This is a genomic window from Mesorhizobium sp. M0140 (assembly GCF_040322475.1).
Lineage (GTDB): Bacteria > Pseudomonadota > Alphaproteobacteria > Rhizobiales > Rhizobiaceae > Mesorhizobium.
This window is the reverse complement of the sequence record NZ_JAMYTM010000044.1, coordinates 17,891-43,253: the sequence shown is the minus strand read 5'-3', so window position 1 is coordinate 43,253 and position 25,363 is coordinate 17,891. Positions and strand designations below refer to the sequence as shown.

Annotated in this window: 20 protein-coding genes and 1 pseudogene; 19 read left to right on the top strand and 2 right to left on the bottom strand. The window is 61.8% G+C overall.

Annotated features, from left to right (window positions below; genetic code table 11):
- Positions 1–397: 397 nt before the first annotated feature.
- From NKJ37_RS29135 to NKJ37_RS29050, 18 genes and pseudogenes are all read left to right on the top strand, one after another.
- Entirely contained in the window at positions 398–1,738 is a 1,341-nt protein-coding gene (locus NKJ37_RS29135; RefSeq protein WP_352576256.1) for a GTPase-associated system all-helical protein GASH, read from the top strand.
- Between the two features lie 3 nt (positions 1,739–1,741).
- Positions 1,742–2,710 carry a TRAFAC clade GTPase domain-containing protein gene (locus NKJ37_RS29130; RefSeq protein ID WP_352576257.1) on the top strand — a complete coding sequence of 323 codons (969 nt, stop codon included), beginning with the start codon at positions 1,742–1,744 and terminating at the stop codon, positions 2,708–2,710.
- On the top strand, positions 2,707–3,537 hold the full coding sequence (locus NKJ37_RS29125; protein WP_352576259.1) for a TRAFAC clade GTPase domain-containing protein: 831 nt from the start codon (positions 2,707–2,709) through the stop codon (positions 3,535–3,537). Before NKJ37_RS29130 ends, NKJ37_RS29125 begins: the two co-directional genes overlap by 4 nt.
- Positions 3,538–3,555: 18 nt before the next feature.
- Positions 3,556–6,030, top strand: coding sequence for a GAP1-N1 domain-containing protein (locus tag NKJ37_RS29120; protein WP_352776096.1), 2,475 nt, complete (start codon positions 3,556–3,558; stop codon positions 6,028–6,030).
- A 33-nt stretch (positions 6,031–6,063) separates the two neighbouring features.
- Positions 6,064–7,128, top strand: coding sequence for a caspase family protein (locus NKJ37_RS29115; RefSeq protein WP_352576263.1), 1,065 nt, complete (start codon positions 6,064–6,066; stop codon positions 7,126–7,128).
- 270 nt (positions 7,129–7,398) lie between these two features.
- A pseudogene (locus NKJ37_RS29110) lies at positions 7,399–8,422 on the top strand (IS110 family RNA-guided transposase).
- Positions 8,423–8,863: 441 nt separating this feature from the next.
- Positions 8,864–10,894 carry a conjugal transfer protein TraG gene (locus NKJ37_RS29105; RefSeq protein ID WP_352776099.1) on the top strand — a complete coding sequence of 677 codons (2,031 nt, stop codon included), beginning with the start codon at positions 8,864–8,866 and terminating at the stop codon, positions 10,892–10,894.
- Between the two features lie 119 nt (positions 10,895–11,013).
- Positions 11,014–11,421, top strand: a complete 408-nt coding sequence (locus tag NKJ37_RS29100) for a CopG family transcriptional regulator (protein WP_352776094.1) — start codon at positions 11,014–11,016, stop codon at positions 11,419–11,421.
- Complete coding sequence (trbB, locus tag NKJ37_RS29095; protein WP_023692455.1) at positions 11,418–12,386, top strand: P-type conjugative transfer ATPase TrbB; 969 nt, start codon at positions 11,418–11,420, stop codon at positions 12,384–12,386. The genes NKJ37_RS29100 and trbB overlap by 4 nt, the downstream gene beginning before the upstream one ends.
- An 11-nt stretch (positions 12,387–12,397) precedes the next feature.
- On the top strand, positions 12,398–12,706 hold the full coding sequence (locus NKJ37_RS29090; protein ID WP_023689362.1) for a TrbC/VirB2 family type IV secretion system protein: 309 nt from the start codon (positions 12,398–12,400) through the stop codon (positions 12,704–12,706).
- On the top strand, positions 12,706–12,978 hold the full coding sequence (locus NKJ37_RS29085) for a VirB3 family type IV secretion system protein (protein ID WP_023689361.1): 273 nt from the start codon (positions 12,706–12,708) through the stop codon (positions 12,976–12,978). Before NKJ37_RS29090 ends, NKJ37_RS29085 begins: the two co-directional genes overlap by 1 nt.
- On the top strand, positions 12,972–15,422 hold the full coding sequence (trbE, locus tag NKJ37_RS29080) for a conjugal transfer protein TrbE (RefSeq protein ID WP_352776093.1): 2,451 nt from the start codon (positions 12,972–12,974) through the stop codon (positions 15,420–15,422). The genes NKJ37_RS29085 and trbE overlap by 7 nt, the downstream gene beginning before the upstream one ends.
- Positions 15,419–16,144, top strand: coding sequence for a P-type conjugative transfer protein TrbJ (gene trbJ / locus NKJ37_RS29075; RefSeq protein WP_023669263.1), 726 nt, complete (start codon positions 15,419–15,421; stop codon positions 16,142–16,144). Before trbE ends, trbJ begins: the two co-directional genes overlap by 4 nt.
- Positions 16,145–16,180: 36 nt before the next feature.
- Positions 16,181–17,500 carry a P-type conjugative transfer protein TrbL gene (gene trbL / locus NKJ37_RS29070; protein WP_023689359.1) on the top strand — a complete coding sequence of 440 codons (1,320 nt, stop codon included), beginning with the start codon at positions 16,181–16,183 and terminating at the stop codon, positions 17,498–17,500.
- The gene (trbF, locus tag NKJ37_RS29065) at positions 17,501–18,232 is read left to right on the top strand and encodes a conjugal transfer protein TrbF (RefSeq protein ID WP_023685994.1); all 732 of its coding nucleotides are present in this window, start codon (positions 17,501–17,503) and stop codon (positions 18,230–18,232) included.
- Positions 18,222–19,250 (top strand): P-type conjugative transfer protein TrbG, encoded by a 1,029-nt coding sequence (trbG, locus tag NKJ37_RS29060; RefSeq protein WP_352776091.1) that lies wholly within the window; start codon positions 18,222–18,224, stop codon positions 19,248–19,250. The genes trbF and trbG overlap by 11 nt, the downstream gene beginning before the upstream one ends.
- Positions 19,251–19,260: 10 nt before the next feature.
- Positions 19,261–20,478 (top strand): TraB/TrbI/VirB10 family type IV secretion system protein, encoded by a 1,218-nt coding sequence (locus NKJ37_RS29055; RefSeq protein ID WP_352776090.1) that lies wholly within the window; start codon positions 19,261–19,263, stop codon positions 20,476–20,478.
- 13 nt (positions 20,479–20,491) lie between these two features.
- Positions 20,492–20,770, top strand: coding sequence for a DUF2274 domain-containing protein (locus NKJ37_RS29050; protein ID WP_352544004.1), 279 nt, complete (start codon positions 20,492–20,494; stop codon positions 20,768–20,770).
- A 502-nt stretch (positions 20,771–21,272) separates the two neighbouring features.
- On the opposite strand, the gene NKJ37_RS29045 is transcribed toward NKJ37_RS29050, so the two are convergent.
- Positions 21,273–21,518 carry a hypothetical protein gene (locus NKJ37_RS29045; RefSeq protein WP_352776089.1) on the bottom strand — a complete coding sequence of 82 codons (246 nt, stop codon included), beginning with the start codon at positions 21,516–21,518 and terminating at the stop codon, positions 21,273–21,275.
- 97 nt (positions 21,519–21,615) lie between these two features.
- Between NKJ37_RS29045 and NKJ37_RS29040 the strand changes: the two genes are divergently transcribed.
- Positions 21,616–21,804 (top strand): hypothetical protein, encoded by a 189-nt coding sequence (locus NKJ37_RS29040; RefSeq protein WP_352776088.1) that lies wholly within the window; start codon positions 21,616–21,618, stop codon positions 21,802–21,804.
- Positions 21,805–22,028: 224 nt separating this feature from the next.
- On the opposite strand, the gene NKJ37_RS29035 is transcribed toward NKJ37_RS29040, so the two are convergent.
- On the bottom strand, positions 22,029–25,262 hold the full coding sequence (locus NKJ37_RS29035; protein WP_352776086.1) for a phosphoribosyltransferase-like protein: 3,234 nt from the start codon (positions 25,260–25,262) through the stop codon (positions 22,029–22,031).
- Between the last annotated feature and the right edge of the window lie 101 nt (positions 25,263–25,363).

The window sequence follows — 25,363 nt, the reverse complement described above, 5'->3', positions numbered from 1 at the left end:
TGACCGCTGTGCGCACACCTTCATGTCTGCCATCTGCATCGCAGCCACCGTCATCTTCTGGCTCAATCAATGAGTCCTGAGCCTAGGTCACGCTTGACCGTCGGCAATTGGGTGATTGATCGCGAACACGTGCTCAGATGATTTCGTGATATCGGATTCAACAAGTCTATAGATTGTGAGTTGACTTGACTCGCTCATGCTCGACTAATTTGGTCACTTCACCGTAGACGTTTCGCTACCGGCCCACGCTGGCAGTATGCTAGACGACGTTAATCCGAATAAGCGACCCGGAACGAGTCGCTCCTCTCTTTTAGTTTGGAAATGAAGATAATTTTCGTATTGGTTTGGTCGCTCGGTCCGCTAAAAGAAAGTGAGATCGGTACAGGGGGATGAGTGCGTGGACAACGCCACACTTCAAGGGTTCCTAAACAAGGGGCTGATCGACGTAGGAGGGGATGATACCAAGCTAGGGAAGCTCTCGCAGGCCGCAAAGGACCTTGGCGACGCGCTGAAAAAGAACCCGGCAAAAGCGCTGAGCTACTCCCTCATCGCGTTCGACCCTAATGCGCCCGAGGACGATCCGGTGGTCCAAGAGGCGCTGGCGGCGCTCCAGAACAGGTGGACAACCTACCGGAACACTTTCGCGGCGACGCCGATCGCGGTGATCCGCGCGATTCTGCTCGACGCGCTGGTCAATGCCGCCGCAGAGGACGACCGCGTCGGCGTGTGCTTCATCGCGTCGGCGCGCAACGCGCTCCCGCTTTTGCCCGTTGATAACGAGCGCGACATTTGGATCGGGCTCGTCGAGCAGGTCGAGCGTCGCGTCGATGCCCGGGCGGAAGAAGAGTGGGCGACGCCGGAGACGATCTCTGTCCAGCCTATGAAGTACCTTGTACCGACCCTCACCGTACCAGATGTCAAGATCGGCGAGGCGTCCCAGACCGACCTGCAGAACGGAATGATCGCCGCCGCTGGCCCATCGTATCACCACCCTCAGCAAGGTGGCATCGCGACAGGTGGCAATCCGCACTTCCCGCAACAGCAACAGCAGTGGGTCTATGAATTCGGGAAGCGGTCCGGGACGGCGATCGCCGCTGCGATCAACGCCGCCGTGTCCGAGATTGAAGTCAGCCAGCCGGACTTGGCCGAGCCTTTCAGCAAGTTGGCCACAGCGGTTTCCGGCTACGTTGACGACACGCTAAAGTTGATCAGCGCCGCCACCGCCGGGCTCCAGCGGCGCACCAATCTTCTCTGGTGGCGCGAGGCGCTGTACTCGCCCTCGGCCGGTAAGAGCTACCGTGAACTCCCACCCTCGGTCGCCGCCGCGCTCATGGCGCTCGACCTGTTCGAAACGGTCCCGCTGTTCTCGCCCGCGAGCGTGTCGGCGTTCCTGGGCGAGACGGTCCTCCGCCTGAAGGGTACAGCGGATGGCGGGAGGCGGCCCGTGAGGGACCTCGTCGCTGAGGCCCAGGACCACGACGGACTCGCCTCGCTCCGAGCCGCCGCCGGTAACCTCGCGGCGGCGCCGGACGGGCGCGGGCCACTGCTTGCCCTGATCGGCCACCCTGCGCACACCGGCGCACGGAACGCGGACGACTTCCAGCGGCTCACCGGCGTCCCGGCCAGTTCCGAGCTCGACGCAGTGGCGTGGGCAGGATGGCTCTTCCGGGAGCTCCAGGCCTCGAAGGCGGCGACAGACGCCTCGCCTGCCAAGCGTCGCTCCGCGAAGAAGGGCTGACCCGTGGAGAAGTGCGCGCAGGCGACGTGCTTCGTCCCCGACACCGGCTGCGACCTTGGCCACACGAACCTGTCGAAGTGCCCGATCTGGCATGGCGCCAAGGTAACCGACACAGCCGACGAAGACCTCTCGGGCGAGATGCTGATGCCGTGGTCCGGCAGCGCGTTGGGCCTCGCGGACCTAGGATTCGTGTCGGGGCGCGGCAAGCCCATCGTCATCGGCGTCGTGGGGCCGCAGAACGCTGGCAAGACGACCCTGCTCGCGGCATGGTACCTCCTGCTCGGTCGAGGCCTGGCCGGTACCAAGGGCCAGCTGTTCGCCGGATCCTACACGCTCTCCGGGTGGGAGGCGGTCGCGGGTTCGATGCGGTGGGCGCCGGGGCAGCCGCCGCGCTTTCCCGCCCACACGACCAGTCGCGGCGGAAGGGCGCCGGGACTGCTGCACGTGACCTTTCGCGACGAGAACGGCGACCGGCCGATCGACTACCTCTTCACGGACGCGCCGGGCGAATGGTTCCAGCGATGGGCTATCAACAGGGATTCTGACGAGGGGGCAGGTGCGCGCTGGGTGTCGGATAACGCCGACGCCTTCATGATCGTGGCCGACCGCGATGCGCTCGCCGGCGAATCGATGGGCACGGCGCGCGGCTCGCTGCAGCGCATCGCGAAGCGCCTTGGCGCGGAACGAGACGGCCGCCCCGTCGCTCTCGTCTGGACCAAGTCCGACGTCTACATTTCTCCGGAGATGGAGGAGGCCGTCCGCGGTGCCGTAACCGACGCGATGTCCGACGCGGTCGAGCACTCGGTCAGCGTGGTTGGGGCGCCCGACGGCGATCCGCTGCTGAATAAGGGCGCCGGGCTGGTCGAGCTCCTCCAGTGGGCGATTGGCGTCAGACGGCCCGGCGTACGGCTGCCGCCGCCGGCATCAACATCCGACGACCCCCTGTTCATCTACGGGAATAGGAAGCCGTGAGCCAGACGTCCAACTCGATCCTCCTCGTCGGCGAAAGTGGCGTCGGCAAGACGCACTACGGGGCACAGCTGCTCCGCCGCCTCATGCGGATCCCGGGAGCGCTGCGCATGAATGGCGCGGCCACCAACCTTGAGGCATTCGAGGCCGCGCTCGAGAGCCTCGATGAGGGACGGGCCGCGGGTCACACCGCACGGTCCGTCAACGTCGACAGCGTCTGGCCGGTAGTTGATGCCAACGGCCGCGAGGCCGACCTGGTCTGGCCTGAATATGGCGGCGAGCAGATCAAGTCCGTGATCGAGAACCGGCGACTCCCCGACGCTTGGCAAAAGCGCATCGACGAGGCCGACGCGTGGCTGCTGCTTATCCGGCTCCAGCAGACGAGTGTCGGCGACGACATGTTCTCCAAGCCACTGGCCGGTCTGAAGGGCGTCTCGGTCGAGAACAGGGAGATCCATCCCTCCGACCAGGCCAGGCTGGTGGAGCTGCTCCAAATGCTCATCTTCTCCCATCGGTCCACGTCCAGGTCGCGCAGCCTCCCGCGCCTCGGCGTGCTCCTCACCTGCTGGGATGAGGCGGGGATCGCACAGACCCCTCCGGAGGCTCTGAAAGCGCGACTGCCGCTCGTCTCGGCGTTCGTGCAATCGAACTGGCGGCAGCCGCTGATCATGGGCCTTTCCGCGCTCGAACGCCCGCTCAGCCCCACGACTCGCGACATGGAATACGCCAGTAAGGGTCCCGAGCACTTCGGCTACGTCGTCGAGGCGAGCGGCACGAAGAGCGGCGACCTTGCCTTGCCTATCTACCGCCTGCTCGACGCTGGCGCCTGAGCGGACGGGAAGCGGAGGATGCGCGTTGACCAAGCGATCTACGGCACCGTCAGACTTGGGCACGCCCTCAGGTACGCGAGCGGCGACCGCAAGCTCGCGGGCGAACTGGCGCAGCGCCTAGACCTGCCGGACACGGAGCCCCAAGGCGCCGACTGGTCGCCTGTCACGTCGGGATTCCCCGTTCGCGACTGGTACGTTGTCGCTCGGACGTTCAGCGATCCGTCGGTTGGCCGGTCGGGCATGGTAGTCACCCACGCGCTGATCTGCGACCTGGATGAGATCGCCGCGTTAGATGACCTCCGCCCGCTGCTCGCGCACCTTATCACGTCGTTCGACGCGGCACCGGCAGCCGTCGAGGCGCTTGAGGTGACTCCGGTACCGGGAATGCCGCCCGCGACATCCGATCTTGCGGACACGGCGCAGGCGCTCGTCACCCGCGGCTCCGGCCCGGTGGTGCGCATCGGATCGAGCGGCTTCGAGAAGCTCATGGTCGCGCTGTGGGGATGCCTGTGGCCCGCCCTACGGCGCAAGCTCTACTTCCGGCTGAGCTTCGGACCGAAGGACGTGGTGGAAAAGCCGGAGCCGACGATCGTCTGCACGCCAGCCTCCCTCGTCGGGCGGTGGCAACAGCAGCGTATCGTTGGCCGGAGCGGCGCCGAGCGGCCCCAGGCCGCTGGAATGATCGACGGCTCGGCCGACGGCGCCGAGCTGCGGGAGTTCGGCGACAGGATCGGCGCGAACCTTGACGATTTCCAGGAGCTCCAGCTGCTCGAGCAGGCGCACGCCATCGCATCCGCGACGCCCGAGACCGTCGCGCAGCTTGTCTCCGCCGCCCGGTTGATCGAGCGGCTCTCGCCGGATCCCAAGCAGGGTCAGGTCGAGAAACGCGCAATCATCGAGCGTCTCGTCAAAGTACTCCCGACGGCTCAGCCATCGGAGATCCTGACGCTGCGCAACCTCGCGCTCCCAGGTCTCGAGACGAGCGTCGTCGTCTGGCAGGCGCTCGAGCTATGGTTCGAACAAAACAACTATCTTCCTTCAGACGATGCCGTCATAGTGGCCATCGTCGCCGACGCGCTGATTGGCGACGATGCCATTTTACCCTGGCGCGAGGCCGCGAGGCGAGGTCTGGACCGCTCGGCCGTTGCGACGGGTGGCCAGTTTGTCGTTGGGTTCTGGCGCTGGGCGAAGTCCGAGCCCCGCGTCTCCGCGCCGATCGTCGCGTTGATCGCGAGCGACCGGAAGGGACTGGACGCGCTCGAGGCTGCGGCCCCTGCAGACCTGGATACCGCCACCGCGAAGCCGATCATAGCTGCTGCAGCGAAGCATAAGCTCTTTCGGCTGCATGCCATCGCCGCCGGCGCGAGCATGAAGCCCACGGACGCGGCGAGCGCTCAGAGCGCCGTGGAGCCGGGTGCCGATGTCACCGCGATGCGGCTCGCGATGCGCCGCGCGAAGCCCGGCGAGATCCTCGACGCGGTGGACAGCGTTCCCGACGCACGGTTGCTCACGATCGCTGGCGAGGCGGTGGCGAAGGACCCGACGCTCCTGGGAACACGGGACATGTCGACCGCCCCTAACCGGCGCATCTGGCTAGCAGCACTCAAGGCTGACATGGGAGCGTGGCGGGGGCCTGAGGACCCGCGGAAAGCGTTCAACCAGCTTCTCGACGAGCAGATCGATGGTGTCAGGCCGCCGGTGGAACTCCTCCACCTCCTTTCCGCATCGCCGCTTGCAGACCTGACGACTTACCCGCGGAGGAGCAAGATCTGGGATAAGGTGCCGACGACCACCCGGGACCGTTTACTCGCGGCGACGACTGACGCCTGGTTCGCGAACGCGGGAACTGGTCAGCAGAACACCACGATCGAGCCTGAACTGGTTGAACGGATCGTCCGCGATCCGCGGCTCGACCAGCTCCTTACGCGCCTCGCAGCCGGGACGCTCGCGGAAGGTCTCCACGTGATCGACGGACTTGGCGGGCTCGACCACGCTCGCTTCCGGCATTGGGTCTCGACCGCGGTCCGCGCGGTTCGGTCGATCACCCCTCGCGATGCCGACCTGCTCGGACGGGCACTCGCATCGCGCGGACGAAGCGACATCGTCGACGACTTAATCTCGATCTACCGGGCCGGCCGGAACGACGTCGCACCGGTGCTCCGCCACTGCCTCGGCCTGATAGGCCTCGTCGAGCGCTGGTTCCTCGGGCTCTCGCCCGTCAGCGCCAGTGAGAAGTGGGACGTGCTTACCGAGCTGGCCGCCGAGCTCTTTCCGAACGGGCCAGACCAGGACGCGCTGTGGGAGCGGTCCGGCGGACGGGACGCCGACCTTCGTCACCACGGTACCGGTAAGGAGCGTTGGCGTGGTGCGATCCGCGACATCCAAAACGGAAGGCAACCCCGCGTCTCGTGGCTGATCCAGCAGATGCGGGCTGACTTCCCCGAGAATCCAAACCTTAGGCTAATGGCCAACGACCCGCTGTTCCGGAACTGAGTCGGCGGCGGAAGACACCCGATGGAGTCCTTGATGAAATTCGACCAAGGCCGAGCGCTAATTATTGGCGTTGCCAACTATGAGGCGGTCGGGGGTCTTCCCGCCGCCGTGCTCAATGACGCGCTCGACACCGCCGAGACCCTCAAGTCGTCCGCGTACTGCGGCTATCCGGAGGCGAACGTCACTGTTCTCACCGACGACGCGTCTACGCTCCAAAACATCCGCAAATCGCTTGCCGACCTCGCGGCGACCGCGACCGTGGACGACACCGTCGCAATCTTCTTCTCGGGCCACGGGGCGCGCATCGGCAGTGGCGCCGACGCGACGAGCGCGCTCGTCCCCTACGATTGCAAGCTCACGGACCTCGCAGGAACGTCTCTCGGCGAGGCCGAGCTGTCCGCCGCGATCGCCGCCATCAAGGCGCCGCGGGTCATCCTCGTCGTCGACGCGTGCCATGCCGCCGGCACCGCCACGCTCAAGTCCGGCCTGGGCGAGGATGGGGAGGACGGGATCGGCGAAGGGTTCGACGAGAAGTCGCTGCGGCAACTGGCGCGGGGGACCGGCCGGGTTGTGCTCGCTTCGTCGCGAGCGACCGAGACGTCTCTGGTGCTCAGACGCGAGCGGAACAGCGTGTTCACGACCGCGATGCTCTCCGGCCTCAAGGGCGCCGCCACCGCCGCCAGCGACGGAACCATTCGAGTATTTGACCTGTTCAACCACGTGTCCGAAACGGTCAGGCAGTCCGTCCCCGGAAGACAGCACCCAGTGTTCAAGGCTAGCGACCTTGAGGAGAACTTCCCCGTCGCACTCGCGCTCGGAGGCACCAAGTCGGTCTCTCCGGGCGTCAATCAGCGCCACAGAGACCTTGAGCAGATCATGCCTGACCTCTTCCCGCTCGGCCCGACGGACCAGGACGTCTGGCTGCGGGCGGGCGGCGACGTCTCGCGCCTCAGGCTGAGCGGCAACGGACGAGCGCAGTGGTTCGCCGCGCTCCGCCTTATCTCCCTGGGCGGCGGCGGCAGCATTTCGCGCCAGGGCCTGATCGACGCGGCGCTGGACGAATTCCCCGCCCACCGCGAGCTCAAGGCGTTGCGCTAATTCGCTCAGCCCAGACCCAATGTCGCATACCTTCGGCAGGGTGACAGAAGTCCAGCTTCAGACATGCTCAAGCAAATGGCGCAGCTTGGCGGGAATACCACGAGCAGGATCACGTCCATTCGACGTGGGTCAAAAAGCGGTGGTCCCCGCATCTAATGGCAGCTATTCGCGAATTCACAGCCAAAGAGGACAGTCCGCAGTTGATGCGGTGGACGGCTCTCCTCCCTTACTGCGGTATGATCGCGGGATTAGAGCTGGAGGAGCGCTATGATGAGCAACGTTACGACAATCGGTCTGGATATTGCGAAGTCCGTGTTTCAAGTCCACGGCGTGGATGCGGCTGGTGAGGTTGCAGTTCGCAGGAAGTTGACGCGTGGGCGTGTGCTGCCGTTCTTTGAGAGCCTGCCGCGTTGCCTGGTCGGAATCGAAGCCTGCAGTTCGTCGCATTATTGGGCGAGAGAACTGACTGCACGTGGCCATGATGTGCGGCTGCTGCCGGCACAGTATGTGAAGCCTTATCTGAAGCGGCAGAAGAATGATGCTGCAGATGCAGAGGCGATCTGCGAGGCCGTGACAAGACCGACGATGCGCTTCGTGCCCGTGAAGTCGCCCGAGCAGCAGAGTGTGATGATGCTGCACCGGGTTCGATTGATGCTCAACCGCCGGCGGACACAGATATCGAACGCGTTGCGGGCGCACCTATCCGAGTTCGGGGTCGTGGCGCCGATCGGGCGTAATGGAATTGAGCAACTTCTCGTGGTCATCAACGACGAGAACGATGCCAGGATACCGGCCGACGCACCGCTTTGCCTGAGGATGCTGGAAGCACAGCTTCGTGTCGTGAAGGAACAGATCCTCGAAAACGATCGCCGGGTCCGTGCGAGTGCGCGAGAGACCTAACTGGGTCGCAGGTTGATGGAGATTCCGGGCGTTGGCCCGCTGCTGGCGAGTGCGTTCGTTGCGACCGTCGCCGATCCGCACGCGTTCAAGTCGGGGCGATGCCTCTCGGCTTGGATCGGGCTCGTGCCGAAGCAGAACTTTAGCGGGGGCAAGGAGAAGCTCGGCAGCATCTCCAAGGCCGGCAATCGCTACCTGCGACAGTTGCTCGTGGTCGGCGCCATGGCGGTCATCCGCTATGCCGAACCGGAACGGGACCAGGCGGCCATGGCTGGTGCAACTGATGGCGCGGCGAACAACCAAGGTCGCGGCGGTTGCGCTGGCTAACAAGACAGCCCGCATGGTCTGGGCATTGATGACCGGCGGCGAGCGCTACAGGGAGCCGGTCATCGCATAGACGAAACAAGGCGCGGGATCGCCAACGAGGTTGGAAAGGGCGGACAGGAGCTAATGCACAAAGCCGGTTGAAACCGCCGGATCAGGAAAACCCACTGGGGCCGTGCACTATAAGTGCGAGCTTTCGATCGGGACCTGAAACGCGCGAATGGCATTATGGCCAGCGGCACATGAAAGGCCGCACCTACAGGTCGGATACATGGCCGCACCAACCAGCAACTGCAAAAGCTCACAAATCCCTTGCCAACGGAGAGCTGTCCATACACGGCCCCATACAAGTCATTCGCTCGTCGCCCTTCGCGATGACACTTCTTGGCGCCCCAGTTTTCCAAGTCTGCAACGTTCACTGCATCGCACGGGCGCGTATATTGGGTATCTTCGATATTCTGAAACGTCACGTCATGCTGCTTCCATCTACTACCAAACAGTGGAGGCTGTGCCCGTGACACCGACGAAGCTCCTTGTCGGCCAGATCGTAGTTGTGTTCGCCATCGTCATCGTTGGCGTATGGGCGGCAACGCAATGGTGCGCCCACATGCTGGACTATCAGCCGCAGCTTGGCGCGCCATGGTTTGCCGCGGCGGCCCGGCCGATCTACAAGCCGTGGAAACTGTTCGAATGGTGGTTTCACTTCGACGCCTATGCGCCTGAGGTCTTCGACAAGGCCGGCATGCTTGCCGGAGCCAGCGGATTCTTGGGGTGTGCGGCCGCAATAGCTGGCTCCCTCTGGCGCGCGCGGCAGAGGGGGTTGGTCACCACCTACGGTTCCTCACGATGGGCCGCGGCTCGGGAAACCGAGAAGGCAGGCCTGTTTGAGCCGGCCGGCGTTTTCCTTGGCAAACTGAAGGATCACTATCTGCGACATGACGGGCCGGAACATGTCATGGCCTTTGCGCCGACACGTTCGGGCAAGGGCGTGGGATTGGTCGTTCCAACTCTTCTTTCCTGGACCGGCTCGGCCGTCATTCACGACATCAAAGGCGAGAACTGGCAGCTGACTTCCGGCTGGCGGTCGAAGTTCTCTTTCTGCCTCCTGTTCAATCCGACCGACTCGAGATCGGCGCGCTATAACCCGCTGCTGGAAGTGCGCAGGGGTTCAGATGAGGTCCGCGACGTTCAGAACATCGCGGACATTCTCGTCGATCCGGAAGGCGCGCTGGAGCGGCGGAATCATTGGGAGAAGACTAGTCATTCACTCTTGGTCGGGGCCATCTTGCACGTGCTCTACGCGGAAGAAGAAAAGACGCTCGCGCGCGTCGCCACTTTCCTGTCGGATCCGCAACGCTCGTTTGCCGCGACACTGCTGCGGATGATGACCACCAACCACCTCGGCACGGCGGACACACCTCGGGTCCATCCCGTCGTGGCCTCGGCGGCTCGCGAGGTGCTGAACAAGTCAGAGAACGAGCGTTCTGGCGTTCTCTCGACAGCAATGTCGTTTCTCGGGCTCTATCGTGATCCGACGGTTGCCTCGGCAACATCGGCCTGCGACTGGCGCATTGCCGACCTCATGGATGCGGAACGACCGATGTCGCTCTATCTAGTGGTGCCGCCATCGGATATCTCGCGCACCAAGCCGCTGGTGCGACTGGTGCTCAATCAGATCGGCAGGCGACTGACGGAGCGGCTGGAAGGTGACCCGAAGAAAAGCCGCAAGTACCAACTGCTCATGATGCTAGACGAATTTCCGGCTCTTGGTCGCCTCGACTTCTTCGAGACCGCGCTCGCCTTCATGGCGGGTTACGGCATCCGCGCCTATCTGATCGCGCAATCCTTGAACCAGATCTCCAAAGCCTATGGCGAGAACAACGCCATTCTCGACAATTGCCATGTGCGCATTGCCTTTTCCTCCAACGACGAGCGCACGGCCAAACGCATATCGGATGCGCTCGGTACGGCGACGGAACTCAGGTCCATGCGCAACTACGCCGGCCACCGGCTGGCTCCCTGGCTTTCGCACGTCATGGTCAGTCGCCAGGAGACTGCTCGCCCGCTGCTGACGCCTGGCGAAGTGATGCAGTTGCCGCAAGCTGACGAATTAATCCTTGTTTCCGGGTTGCCGCCGATCCGCGCCCAGAAGTTGCGCTATTACCAGGATCCGAATTTCACCGAACGGGTGCTGCCGGCGCCGGTGTTGCGGGAGGGTCTGTACGCGGACTGTCCTGCGTCGCGCCCCGACGATTGGAGCGGACAAGTCCGCAGTGTTGACCGCCGTCTCGCTGCCGATGACGAAAACGCCGGCGAGGCAATCGAAGAAGAGGGCGGCGTGCAACAGCAGCGTCATCCAGGCCTGCCTGAAGAACACGTCGTCGTCTCTCAGGAGCCTGATCAAGACGACCTCTTCAATCTGGCGGACGATGACGCCGAGGCACTCGCAGACAAGCGCGTCATGGACCGGGTTTCCACCGCAGCCAGCGCCTACGGTATCAACGAGGGAAGGGGCGACGACAAGGACATCATCCCCGGCTTCTAAGCGCTTTCGCAGCTCAGGCGTATCTCAGCGTAGATAACGCCCATAAGCGATTTTTCAGATATCGGCGATGTTCGTTCGCACCGCCGGCGCATCAGCGCCGGCCAGTCGGAACGAGCCCCATGAAGCCCCATCGCATTCGCCACCAGTTTCTGCTCGAACACGAATTGAGCGAGAAGCTGGAAACGCTCAGCCGCAACCCGTCGACCACAAAATCGGCGATCGTCGCGAAAGCGGTCGAGGCCTTCATCGAGCGGCGTGGCGAGAACGAACTCGACAATCGTTATGGCATGCGGCTCGACCGTCTTTCCCGCGACCTCGACCATATCCGAACCGATGTCGAGGTGATCCTGGAGAGCCTCGCACTCTTCATACGCTTTTCGATCACGCTTCATTCCCACACGCCGGTCCCGGATCGGGCGACACAGGCGATTGCCCAAGAGCGCTTTGACAAATTCGTCGAGCAGGTCGGTCGCCAGATCGCCTCCGGGAAGCGCTCGCTTGGCAATGGCAATGGAGGCGAAGGATGAGCTCTCATCCCGCAGCCGACCACCGCCGCCGAGCCATGCTGCGCACAGCCATGGGCGCCGCGATCACCGAGGCCCTTTCCGATTCGACCGTCATCGAGGTGATGGTCAATCCCGACGGCGCGCTGAGGCTCGATCGGTTGGGAGAAGGCCGGGTCGATACAGGCGTGCATATGCATCCTTCCGAGGCGGAACGCATCATCCGGCTCGTCGCCTCCCATGTACGCGCCGAGGCGCATGCAGATAGTCCGATTGTCAGTGCCGAATTGCCATCAGGCGAGCGCTTCGAGGGTCTGCTACCGCCGGTCGTGCTGGCGCCATGCTTTGCCATCCGCAAGCCGGCAGCAAAACTCTACACGCTGGCCAACTATGTCGCCGATCGCATCATCCTCCCGCTGCAGGCTGATGCCCTGAGGAAGGCAGTGCGTGAGCGGCGCAACATCCTGGTCGCCGGCGGCACGTCGTCGGGCAAGACCACGCTTGCGAATGCGCTGTTGGCAGAAGTCGCCGAATGCGATGAGCGGGTGATCCTGATTGAGGACACCCGCGAGCTGCAATGCGCAGCCGAGGACTGTGTTGCCTTGAGGACGAGGCGGGGGTCGGTCACGCTTGGTGATCTCGTGCGCTCGACGCTGCGACTTAGACCCGACCGCATCATCGTCGGCGAAGTGCGGGGCGCGGAAGCCCTCGACATGCTGAAGGCATGGAACACCGGACATCCCGGCGGCATTGCCACGGTTCACGCCAATTCGGCACGCTCCGCACTCTATCGTATTGAGCAGCTCGCCCAGGAAGCCGTTGTCACCGTTCCCCGCCGGCTGATCGCCGATGCCGTCGACTTGGTCATCTTTATTGCCGGAAGAGGACCCGCGCGCCGCGTTGACGCGATCGCCGAGGTCACGGGTCTCGACGGCAGCGGCGATTACGCCGTCACCCCGCTCACACTTCCGCAACTCCAGCAGCTCTGAAAGGTCACCTCATGCGCAAGAAGCTTCGCTTTCTTTCGTTCGCCGCCGTCGCGCTTCTTCTCACGGCCCAGGCCCACGCTGCCGGCTCCGGCATGCCGTGGGAACAGCCGCTGCAGCAGATTCTGGAATCGGTGCAGGGGCCGGTCGCCAAGATCATCGCGGTGATCATCATCATCACCACCGGCCTGACCCTTGCCTTCGGCGACACGGCGGGCGGTTTCCGCCGGCTGATCCAGATCGTCTTCGGCCTGTCGATCGCCTTCGCGGCCTCGAGCTTCTTTCTTTCCTTCTTCTCCTTTGGCGGCGGGGCAGTCGTCTGATGAGCACCGGAGAGCAGCATATCGAAGGCTTCGAGGTTCTGGTCCATCGGGCGCTCACCGAGCCGATCCTGCTCGGCGGCGCGCCGCGGGCGGTGGCGATCCTCAATGGCACGGTGGCCGCGGCCATCGGCCTAGGCCTGCAGCAGTGGATTGCCGGTCTGATCCTCTGGATCGCCGGCCACACGCTCGCGGTCTTTGCCGCACGGCGTGATCCGGATTTTGCCAGCGTGCTTGTCCGTCATCTTCGTCAAAAGGGCTGGCTTGCATGCTGAAGCTTTCCGAATACCGCGGCAAAGCCGACCGGCTTGCCGACCATCTGCCGTGGGCAGCACTCGTCGCGCCCGGCATCGTGCTCAACAAGGATGGCAGCTCCCAGCGGACATTGCGGTTTCGTGGCCCCGACCTTGAAAGCGCGACCGAGGCCGAACTTATCGGCATATGCGCGCGGGCAAACAATGCGCTGAGAAGGCTCGGCTCCGGCTGGGCATTATTCTTCGAGGCCGAGCGCAGCGAAGCGCTGGGCTATCCGAGCTCGGCGCTTCCCGATGCTGCCTCATGGCTGATCGATGAGGAACGGCGCGCGGCCTTCGAGGGCAAGGTCGCGCATTTCGAGAGCATCTATCATCTGACCTTGGTCTTCATGCCTGGGCCCGATGGCCAAGCGCGCGCGGAAAGTGCTCTCGTCGACTCGCATGACTTGGGAGGGGAAAGAGACTGGCGCCAGGAGCTTGCCCGGTTCCGAGACGAGACTGACCGTGTTCTCGATCTTCTTTCGGGCTTCGTGCCCGAGGTGCGCGCGCTCGACGATGCCGAGACCCTGACGTACCTGCACGGCACGATCTCGACACGCCGTCATCCGGTCGCCGTGCCGGAAACGCCAATGTATCTCGACGGCGTCCTGGTTGACGCGCCGCTGACCGGCGGCCTAGAGCCGATGCTGGGTGACCAGCATCTGCGCACGCTCACAATCCTCGGTTTTCCGAACGTCACCCGGCCAGGAATCCTTGATGCGCTCAATAACCAGGATTTCGCCTATCGCTGGGTGACGCGCTTCATTCCACTCGACAAGGCGGAAGCCACGAAGACGCTGACTCGGCTCCGCCGGCAGTGGTTTGCCAAGCGCAAATCGATCGCGGCTATTCTGCGCGAGGTGGTGACCAACGAACCTGTGCCTCTCGTCGACAGCGACGCCGACAACAAGGCGCTCGATGCCGATGCAGCACTGCAGGCATTGGGCGGCGATCATGTCGGCTTCGGCTATCTCACCACAACGGTGACGGTGTGGGATCAGAACCGTAAAGCCGCCGCGGAAAAGCTTCGCGCCGTCGAGCGGATCGTCAACGGGCTCGGCTTCACCACCATTCGCGAAAGCATCAATGCCGTCGAAGCGTGGCTTGGTTCATTGCCGGGTCATGTCTACGCCAACGTTCGCCAGCCGCTCGTTCACACGCTTAACCTTGCCCATCTCGTGCCGCTGTCGTCCGTGTGGGCAGGTCCAGCGGAGAACGAGCACCTTGCCGAGGTCACCGGCGATCACGCTCCGCCGCTTCTTTTCGCCGAAACCAGCGGCTCGACGCCGTTTCGGCTTTCGACCCATATCGGCGATGTCGGCCACATGCTGATTGTCGGGCCGACCGGTGCCGGCAAGTCGGTTCTGCTTGCCCTGATCGCTTTGCAGTTCCGGCGCTACGCTGGCGCGCAAATCTATGTCTTCGACAAAGGCAATTCGGCCCGCGCCGCCGCGCTTGCCATGGGCGGCGACCACCATGCGTTGGGTGCGAATGGTGCGCTTGGTTTCCAGCCGCTGCGCCACATCGACGACCCGGCCACACAGAGCTGGGCGGCCGAATGGATCGCCGGCCTCATTGCCCACGAGAATGTCACCGTCACCCCGGAGGTGAAGGAGGCAATCTGGTCGGCGCTCACCAGCCTCGCCACCGCGCCGGCGCAGGAACGCACGCTGACTGGCCTGTCGGTCCTGCTTCAGTCCAATACGCTCAAATCGGCATTGATGCCCTACACGCTCGACGGACCATTCGGCCGACTGCTCGATGCCGATGACGACCGGCTGGCCATCTCGGATGTGCAGTGTTTCGAAACCCAGGAGCTGATGCACAGCCAAGGCGCTGTGCTGCCTGTGCTCACCTATCTGTTCCATCGTCTTGAGGACCGGTTTGACGGGCGGCCGACGCTGCTCATGCTCGACGAGGCCTGGGTCTATCTCGACAACCCGCTCTTTGCCGCCCGCATCCGCGAATGGCTTAAGGTGCTGCGTAAGAAAAACGTCTCCGTCATCTTCGCGACGCAGTCGCTTGCCGACATCGCCGGCTCTTCTATCGCACCCGCAATCATCGAGAGCTGCCCGCAGCGCATTTTTCTCCCCAATGATCGTGCGGTGGAGCCGCAGGCACGGGCAGCCTATGAGCGCTTCGGTCTTAATGAGCGACAGATCGAATTGGTCGCCCGCGCCACGCCGAAGCGCCACTACTATCTGCAGTCGCGCCGCGGCAATCGCCTCTTCGAGCTCGGGCTAGGCCCGATCGCTCTTGCGCTTTGCGGCGCCTCCGACCCGGCCGCGCAGACCCTGATCGACAATATTCTTTCCGAAGAAGGGCAGGGCAGCTTTGCCGCCCGTTTCTTCAGTGCGCGCGGCCTGGATTGGGCTGCCGAGCTTCTCCAGCAATTTCCTCAACCTAACAAGGAGCAATCGTCATGATCGGACGCCGCCTTTTTACTAGCCTGGTCACCGTTTCCCTGATTGCCAAACCGATGGCTGACTACGTCCAGCCGGCCTATGCGCTCATCGTGTTTGACCCGTCCAACTATACGCAGAATGTGCTGTCGGCAGCACGCGCATTGGAGCAGATCAACAACCAAATCCAGTCGCTTCAGAACCAGGCGACCATGCTGCAGAACATGGCGCGCAACCTTCAGCGCCTGGATTTCTCTTCCGTGGGCCAGCTTACCGGCTCGCTCCAACGGATTGACGGTCTGATGACCCAGGCGAGCGGCCTGAGCTTCGATCTCGACAAGCTGCAGGACCAGTGGCGCCAGCAATATCCGGAAAGCTACGACGCCACCATCAAGGTCAGCGATGTGGCGAGCGCCGCGCGCGAGCGCTGGCAGAGCGCCATGCAGGCGTTCCGCCAGACCATGAGCGCGCAGTCGCAGATCGTCGAGAACGTGCAGGCCGATGGCGACCTGCTTACCGATCTCGTCAATCGGAGTCAGGGCGCGGCAGGTGCCCTCGAGGCAAGCCAGGCTACCAATCAGCTGATCGCGCTTTCGACCAAGCAGCAGATGCAGATCCAGACGCTGCTTGCGACCCAGTTCCGGGCCGAAGCCGAGGATGCGGCGCGCAAAGCGCAGTCTGAGGAAGCCGCTCGCGAGACGACGAAGCGTTTCCTGGGCACCGGCACGGCTTATCCCGGCAACTGAGCGGCAGTTCTTCAAGACAACGAGGAAGGCGGCGACATGAACGACCTCGGAGTCATCGATCGCTTCATGGAGACCTTTACCCGCTACATTGACAGTGGGTTCGGTCTGCTTTCGGGCGACGTCGCCTTTCTCACCACCATTCTGATCGGCATTGACATCACGCTCGCGGGCTTGGTCTGGGCGTTCGGCGGCGAGCCCAACATTCTCGGCCGGCTTGTTCGCAAAGTGCTCTATGTCGGCGCCTTCGCCTTCGTCCTGAACAATTTCAAGAACCTCGCCGACATAATTTACCGCTCCTTTGCCGGTCTCGGCATCAACGCATCGGCCGGCAACCTGTCCGCCGACAGTCTCCTGCGGCCAGGCCGCATTGCCGCGGCCGGCTTCGAGGGCGCCTGGCCGCTCCTCAATCAAGCGAGCCAGCTAGTAGGCTTCCCCGAGATCTTCGGTAACGCGCTCACCATCTTCGTGCTGCTTCTGGCCTGGTTCCTGGTCCTCATCGCCTTCTTCATTCTTTCCATCCAGCTCTTCATCACCATCCTCGAGTTCAAGCTCACCACGCTGGCCGGCTTCGTCCTGGTGCCCTTCGCGCTCTGGAACCGTTCGGCGTTTCTGGCCGAGCGCGTGCTCGGCAATGTGATTTCGTCGGGCATCAAGGTGATGGTGCTTGCCGTCATCGTCGGCATCGGCTCCACGCTCTTTGGCGAGTTCGCTTCCGCCCTGCAGGGCCAGGAGCCGGACCTGGCGGCGGCCATGTCTCAGGTGCTGGGTGCGCTGGCGCTGCTTGGGCTCGGCATTTTCGGCCCCGGGATTGCCTCGGGTCTCGTTTCCGGCGCGCCGCAGCTTGGCGCCGGCGCGGCACTTGGAACAACGGCGGCCGCAGCTGGATCAACGCTCGTTGCCGGAGGCGCTGCGTTTGCCGGCGCGCGCATGGCAACAGGCGGCGGCCTCGCCGCAGTCCGTGCCGGCGCCGCCATGGGGTCCGCTGCCACCGTCGCCTGGCAAACGGGGCGCGCGACATCGCCCGAGTCCGGGCTGTCCGGGGTAGCTGCTGGGCTGCAGGGGGTTGCGAGTGCCGCTAGCGGCGCCGCGATGCGGGGAATGCGATCCGCAGCAGAACCATTCCGCCGTAGTGCCGACGCCGGTCGCGATGCCGGCTGGATGACCGGCGGCATGCCGACCAGCTCGATGAGCGGAAGCTCTCCAGTTGTAGCTCCCGCGGCCGCGCCTGCCTGGGCAAGGCGTCTGCGTTCCGAACAGACCGCACGCGCCCATCGCAATGCTGCCACGCAGGCGGTGCGCGATGGAGATCGGGGCGGAAGCGGCGCCAATCCCTCCCTCAATGACAAGGAAGACTAGATGCTCTTCAAGCGACCCGTTCAGCGTTATGGAAAGACGCCCGAACCCGTAACACCCTACCAGAAGGCCAGCCAACTCTGGGATGAGCGCATCGGCACGGCGCGCGTCCAGGCCAAGAACTGGCGCTTCATGGCCTTTGGCTGCCTGGCTCTGACGACGGGGCTTTCCGGTGGGCTTCTGTGGCAGTCGATGCAGGGCCGCGTCGTGCCTTATGTCGTCGAGGTCGACCGCTTTGGCGAGGCGCACGCGGTCGGGCCGGCAGTCCAAAACTACCAGCCCGACGATGCCCAGATCGCCTGGCATCTCAGCCGCTTCATCCAGAATGTTCGTTCGGTTTCCACCGATGCGGTTCTGGTGCGGCAGAATTGGCTGTCGGCCTACGACTTTGCCACCGACCGAGCGGCGCTCTTCCTCAACGAATATGCCAAGGCGAACGACCCTTTCGGCCAAATCGGCACGCGCAGCGTGTCAGTACAGGTGACCAGCGTGGTCAGGGCTTCCGACAGCTCGTTCCAGGTCAAATGGACCGAGCAGGTGTTCGAGCGCGGCAGCCTCGCCAGCACGACGCGCTGGATCGGGATCCTCACCATCCTCATCCGCCCGCCTAGGACAACCGAGCAGCTGCGCAAGAACCCGCTCGGCGTCTTCATCAACGCCATCGACTGGTCGCGCGAGCTCGACAGCGCCGCGCCAACCCCCGTTTCCCCTAAGGAGCCCGCCAATGACAAATAGAGCCCCATTGCTTCGTGCTGCCTTGATCCTGTCGGCGTCTGTTGCGGTTCTTTCGGCCTGTGCCTCGAAGCCAGTGCCGCCGCCTCAGATTTCCTATGACCACGAGGACTTCAAACCAGCCGCGATCGAGAAGGCGCCGGAGAAGCCGGTCAAGGTCGTGGAAGTGCCGAAACCGTTACCGTTGCCTGGTCAGTTGATGCCCGCACCCGGCAAGCCCGCCCCAGATAAGCGCTCGCCGGAAGAACAGGTCGCCGATGCCAACAAGGCGGCGACGCAACAACCCACCAAGTTTGGCTATGTCAATGCGGTGCAGGTTTACCCCTTTGCCGACGGCGCGCTCTACCAGCTCTACGCCGCGCCGGAGCGCGTCACCGATATCTCATTGCAGCGGGGCGAGAAGCTGACCTCGGTCTCAGCCGGCGATACGGTCCGTTGGGTGATCGGTGACACCGTTAGTGGCTCAGGCGATGACCAGCGCACTCATGTGCTGGTGAAGCCATTCGCGCCGGGGCTTGCCACCAATCTGGTCATCACGACGGACAGGCGATCCTATCACCTGCAGCTTCAAAGCACTGAGAAAACTGCCATGGCGGCGCTCTCCTGGATTTACAGCGAAGACCAACTCGTGGCGCTTCGGCGGCGCAACGCTCAGGCCGAGGCTAAAATGCCCGCGGCCTCGAACGTAGCACTCGAAAACATCCGCTTCCGCTATTCGATCGCCGGCGACACGCCACCATGGAGACCGACGCGCGCCTTTGATGATGGCAGCAGGGTCTATATCGAATTCCCGCGCCGTATAGACCAAGGTGAGGCGCCGCCGCTCTTCATCGTCGGAGCCGACGGGGACAACCAGCTCGTCAACTATCGCATGCGCGGCAACTACTACATCGTCGATCGCCTCTTTGCTGCGGCCGAGCTAAGGCTGGGCACCAAACAGCAGCAGGTGGTGCGCATTACGAGAACCGACGGTCGGAAACCGCCGCGGCGGGTTTCGCTGTTTTCGCGTTTTGGCAGGTGAGGGGAGGCTCATGACCGATACTTCCCATCCGAATGCTCCGCCGAAGCTCAATCCCGAACAGCTGCAGCTGCGAGCCTCGCCCCGCCGACCGGTGCGGTTCAGGCGCGGCATAATCGTCGCGATCGCTGCTGTTGGTTCCGGCGCTGTTTTTGGCGTCACGATGATGGCGCTGCAGGGATCCGCATTGCGCCTGAAACAGCAGGCCGAAGAGCTCTACAGCACGGACCGCAAGCCGACCGCCGAGGGACTTGAATCGCTGCCCAAGGACTATTCCGGGAGCAAGCCGAAGGCTCCGGTGCTTGGACCGCCGCTGCCCGGGGATCTCGGCCGTCCTATTCTCGAGCACCAGCGCCAGCTTGGCATCGCACCTGGGCAAGACGTTTCCGCCGAGGCGCAGCGGCTTGCACAACAAGCGATTGAGGCGCGCGAGTCGCAAGTCCTTTTCCGCATCGAAAACCGGCCCCAGCAGACGGAAGCTTTTGGCAATGGGCAGGGCGGACGTTCGCCTTTCGAGACGGCGTCTCCGCAGCCAGATACCGAAAGCCAGCGAGCTTCCGTCGCGCCGGCCGAGGGCGACCAGAACAATCAACAGCGCAAGCTCGATTTCATCGATCAACGGAACACCGGCGGGATCTACAACCCGCATGCACTGCAGACGCCGGCTTCGCCCTATCAGATCATGGCCGGTAGCGTGATCGCTGCAAGCCTGATCACCGGCATCAATTCCGATTTGCCCGGCCTTGTCGTCGCCCAGATCACTGAGAATGTGCACGACAGCGTCACCGGCAGCGTCCTGCTCATCCCGCAGGGCTCACGGCTGATCGGCACCTACGACAGCGTTGTAGCCTTTGGGCAAAGGCGCGCTCTGTTGGTGTGGCAACGCATCGTGATGCCGGACGGCTCATCTACCGAAATCGACAATCTTCCCGTGACCGACGCGGCCGGCTATGCCGGGCTCGAGGACAAGGTGGATTTCCATACTTGGCAGTTGATCAAGGGCGTCGCGGTGGCCACATTGCTGGGGGTTGGTACCGAGTTGAGCTTTGGGGAAAATGAAAGCGACTTGGTCAAGGCAATTCGTGAATCCACCCAGCAGAACGTCAGTCAAGCGGGCCAACGGATCACTGAAAAGAACCTGAACGTCCAGCCCACGATCACCGTCCGCCCTGGTTGGCCGTTGCGCGTCATCGTGCACAAGGACCTCGTGTTGCGGCCATACACGGGGTGAACAGGAGGACTTCATGGCTAACCTGAAGCTCGGAAAACTTCCGGACCGGACACCTTCGAAGATCACCATCACCGTTGGCGCCGACTTGAGCCAAGCACTCAACGACTATGCCGCACTTTACCGTGAGACCTATGGCGAGTCCGAAACCGTGGCTGAACTGATTCCCTTTATGCTGGTCGGGTTCCTGGAAGGCGACCGGGCGTTTGCCAAGGCCAGAAAGGAAGGTCTGCCGGGCGCTGGCGTGTCGGAGAAACCACGAAGGCAATCATCTTCCACGCTGGACAACGGGTAGCGCTTGGTGTCGTTTGGGCGCACGCTAGGTTGTTGATCCTGACCGCGTTGCGGCCGGTCCCGGCGAGCGCTTCGCAAAATTTGAGATCAGGCTTTCGCTTTACGCGTTGAGGTAGGTTTCTTGGCCGGAGCAGCCTTCCTGACCCCGATCGCCACTCCCCAGCCGCTTTTCGCAGCCGGGGGAGAAATGACGATCGATATCCACCCAAGTGGGACAAGACGCTGCATATCAGATCGGCATCATCATCACCTGATGCTATGTCGTCGAGTATCGGCGCGAGGATCGAAGGCCATCGCATCCCCTAGAAAGACGCAGAGATTGACACCGTGACGCCGTTCGTTGGCCTCAGAGCTGTTCACTGATCGCTCGACCTCGGCAGAATCCTCGCCGGACCAGGGTGGGCCGCTCTCCCGCACTTCGGCGGCGCGAAGATAGACGGGCGATCCACCTCGCAACATAGTCCGAAGTCCTGCGTCGGCACGATGCGAGGCAAGCGCGTGCATCAATTGCACCCGACGATGGTGTCGTCCTCGGGATCGCAGGCGATCGATTCGAGCCGCGCCTTAACGTCGGTATTGAGCGTCCAGGCTGCGGCCGTCAAGCCATCGGTCCGCCCGAGCGAATTGGAGCGATCCAGTTCGGCCAATACGAGCTCATGGTAGCCATTACCGCTAATGGCCGCGAGGATGAGATGGTAGTCATCGCCGTCACGATCGCGCAGCGTCGAGGTTCGTCCTGTTCTCGACATGGCATGGCGTGCGAGCAGTCTCGAAGCGGGTATCCTTTCGCGCCGCGAGTCGTGCGAGTAGCGCCGGCGATGCGGCTGAGGCAACGATCGAGCGCAGATGGTGATGCGCGCCGGGCTGCACGCTTTCTCCCATTACCTCCCGCTCCACGCACGCTTCGAGGCTGTCGATCAACAGATCGAACGTCACTGCATCAAGTTGGTCCTGTTCTCCCGCATAGAGGATGGCCAATTCACGGCGCGTCTGTTCGCCATTCGCCTGTTCTCGACCAACCGCTCGTACGCCTGACGGCACCCGAAACCCTTCAGCTTCTCAGACATCAGTCGCGGCGTTTCGGTTTCTCAAAGCGGACGCTCATACGCTGTACAAAGAAACGGCACGGACACATTCCGAAACCCGGATAACAACCAGTCCGCCTCCTGCTGCCCAGAGACGGACGCCTCCTGATCCCACGCCGACCGTCATGGCCACGCCATCTGAAACGCACCCCCACAAGTGATCAAATATTCACATCAGTTCTTTGGTCTCTCGAATAGTGGGTTCCAAGTTGGTGTCTTACCGGCATGAAGGATCGGGAGGGAGTTGTTCGGGCAGGTATCGTTGAAGACCACAAGTAGACCCAAATCACCGAACCCAAGGGGATCATTCTTATAAATTTCACGACCTAGCGTAGTTACCAGGTCCTTCGCCCTGTCTGCTTCAGTTTGATCCTCCCAAATTCCATTGTTCGGACGAAACGCGAAATGCCTATCCTCGAGAACCTCACATGTGCGAAAGTCAATGTCCACTCCATGCATTTTTGAAAGACTCTCCCTAAGGCGACCGTCAGCCTCGCGTGTGGCAAGGAGTGTTACTACAACAACCGTGATGCTGCGATCTTTTAGAAACTGCGCATTGAGATGCACGAATTTTTCGACGTTCGCTGAAAGGCCAGCACCGGTGGCGGCGATGTCATCAATGACGACTATTCCGTTAACTGTGATCCCGCGCTTTTCCTCGTACTCGGAGATCCATTGGCTGAAACCTTCTGAGCCGAACACACTTGTGGTCGAAATCAGGTTTTCTTCGGCATACCGATCCGCGTAGCGACTTCCACTTTTCGCCGATCCATCCACGTAGCTGACCACGATGTCGTAGCGGCGATGCGCCCGGCTTTCCGGAGTGAACGCCGAGGTGTGCCGCTTCACTAGGCTATGAGCCGTCCTCAATTTTTCGCGGATTTCCTCTTCGCTTACAAATCGAACATTTTGTAGCAACTTAAATAAGAGGCGTTGTTCTTGGAATGAATGTCTTTGCTGTATCCAGCCTCGCACGTCCTCGCTGGTCACGCGACGTCCACGATAGGTCGGCCAACTTTCAACAAGCTTGGCAATCTCGGGAGGCGAGACAAAGGCCTGATCCTCAGCCGACTGCAATGCGTCTGCCATGTCATCCCCGAGCGTGTCAGTAACAAGCTTGCTCATTCCGTTTGCCACGAGCCATTGCTCAAAGATAGGAAGCACAAACTCGTACTCTCGGCCCTTTTCTCTAAGGATTTCCCGCCGACAGAAGTCCGTCAAGAGTGGAACGATTTCACCGCTGGGAAGAGCGGTGGTCGCCCGACATTCAACAATATTCTCCGAAGTAAGAGCTAGGCCTCGGCGACGGGCACGCGCTATAGCGACAAGCACCCTACACCTCTTTAGCGCTGTCACCTCGGCCTCTTCCCTCCCACTGGCGATGCCATCTTTCCAGAAGTGGGCGAATGCATTGGTATCTAGGCTTGTAATTAGCGCAGGCAACGCTCGCTGGACTTCATCGGCCGTTACCTCCGCGTCGCGATCAGCGATCGCATTCTGAAATATGCGGGCGCAAATAAGCTTCGTGTAATATGGATGGCCATTTGTATAACTGAAAAGCTGCACAAGTGCAGACTCGTGCCAGGTCAGCGGCGAGAGTTGGTTCAGTTTTGCGAGTTCACAGAAATCGTCCCATTCCTCGGATCTAGAAAAATAGTCCAATGGTTCGTGAACAAACTTATTCAATTGATCACCTTGCGCGCCAATGATGAAAGGCATGTTCTCGCCGCCAACTAGCATAAGAGCAATATTCGGCTTTGCGCTGAGCGTTCTCAAATTGGAGAAAAATGCTTCAGCCAAAGCGCCAAACCTGTACATCTCAGGATGGATCTCATCGAATTCATCAAGAACAACGAGATACTTACGCGCCGGGTATAGACTCAGAAGCTTCTGGGCTATCTGATTCAATGGCGCCAGCGTGCCAGAGAAATTGACGTTCGCTGGGCGCTGCTCTCCAGGGATGTCACGCAGCAGCCGCTCAGCGATGGCATCACCAAGCGCCTCCACCGTGCCATCCGCGTCTTTTCGGGCGTAATCTCCATACTCCAGATAGATGACGGAGATATCCTCCTCGCGCGCCGATTCACCCTGGAGAACGTCCTGTACCGCGAATGCTAGTGAAGTTTTCCCAACACGTTTCTGCCCGGTGACATAAGAGGACTGCATACGCGCCTTTCGGAACCGATTAACGAGCGCGAGTACCTTCCGCCGGCGGCCGACAAACTCGTTCCCGTGGGCCACTTCGGTACTGTAGGGGTCACTGAGTTCTAGCTCATCCCAATCGATATCAACTTTCTGAGCGGCGATGACCGTATCAAAAGAGATCGACTGTCGTTCGGCGCTGCGCGCGTTCCGCCAAGATAATTCTGTGTAGATAGTCAGTTGCTTGATTTGAGATCCGACTAGCATTTCAACATTGATGGACACTTCACCCGGAGGCACCGTGCCAATGTCAATCTTCTCCGACCCGAGCAGGACGTTTCCGTTAGTAGCGAACTGAGCCACGGTTTCTACCGCAATTCCTGGCCCATCATTTACTATAGGAATTTTCACTCTCACGAGGCGATCAGGCTCATGTAGTGGATACCGCCTCTCTAAGAGTTGCGGGGTAGCTTTCTTTGGGCGAATAACACAGGCAAAGCGGCCTACCGAGTCGCGGTCTATATTGCTTATTACGCTCTGAACAATGTCAAGAAATTTTGCAAAGACGTCGTTATATAGGAAATTAGACCGGCCGCCGCAGTTTAATTTCTCACGCTCAAATGTGTCGACGATCTCTTGAAGCTTTTGCCCAAAATTTGCACCAGTGACATCTAAAAGCTGGCAAATCGAGTTCTGCACTTCTCTGAGCGCATTGCTCACTTCAGCCAAACCATATGGGTTTAGGTAAGCCTTTAGCAAATCATTTTTTAGAATCTTGATGACCTCCTGCCTCCTCGATGCGAATTCCGAGGGGTTCGTCGGCAGCTTGCTCAGTGGCTCAAGTAAAGAGACTACCCTTGTGTGCACACTGCGAAGTACATCGACCTTTTCAAACGTGAGTTTCCTCTCTGCCATCCGTATAATGTTGGCGATATCGGGCGTACCTTTTTCAACTAACGCAATCACCTTCCGTTGAATATGTGGACCGCCCCGATGATCGTCATCCGGAAGGGCGCCTGGTACTCCGAGGCACCGGATCAACAAAAGGGCCGCACTCCGCACCCCTTCAATGCTCTCAATTGCAGCTTGTACGTGCTCCGAAAGAGTCGCCGCTTCCGATAGAGATTTGGCACGGGGGCACAGCTCACGAAGTGCTGTCTTCACATCTGAAAGGACCTTGCTCACCAACGGAGCTGGGGATGCGTGTTCCGAAAATTTAGCTAGTGTTGTGTCGAGTGTGTCGAACGTATTATTCGTCAAATGCATGCCAGCCGCCCCCATGATTCACTCGTGGAGATAGCCGATCAGTAGTACCCGTGGCAAACAGCACTTAGAGCCGGCAGAGGTAAGGAAGCGGAGGTGATACT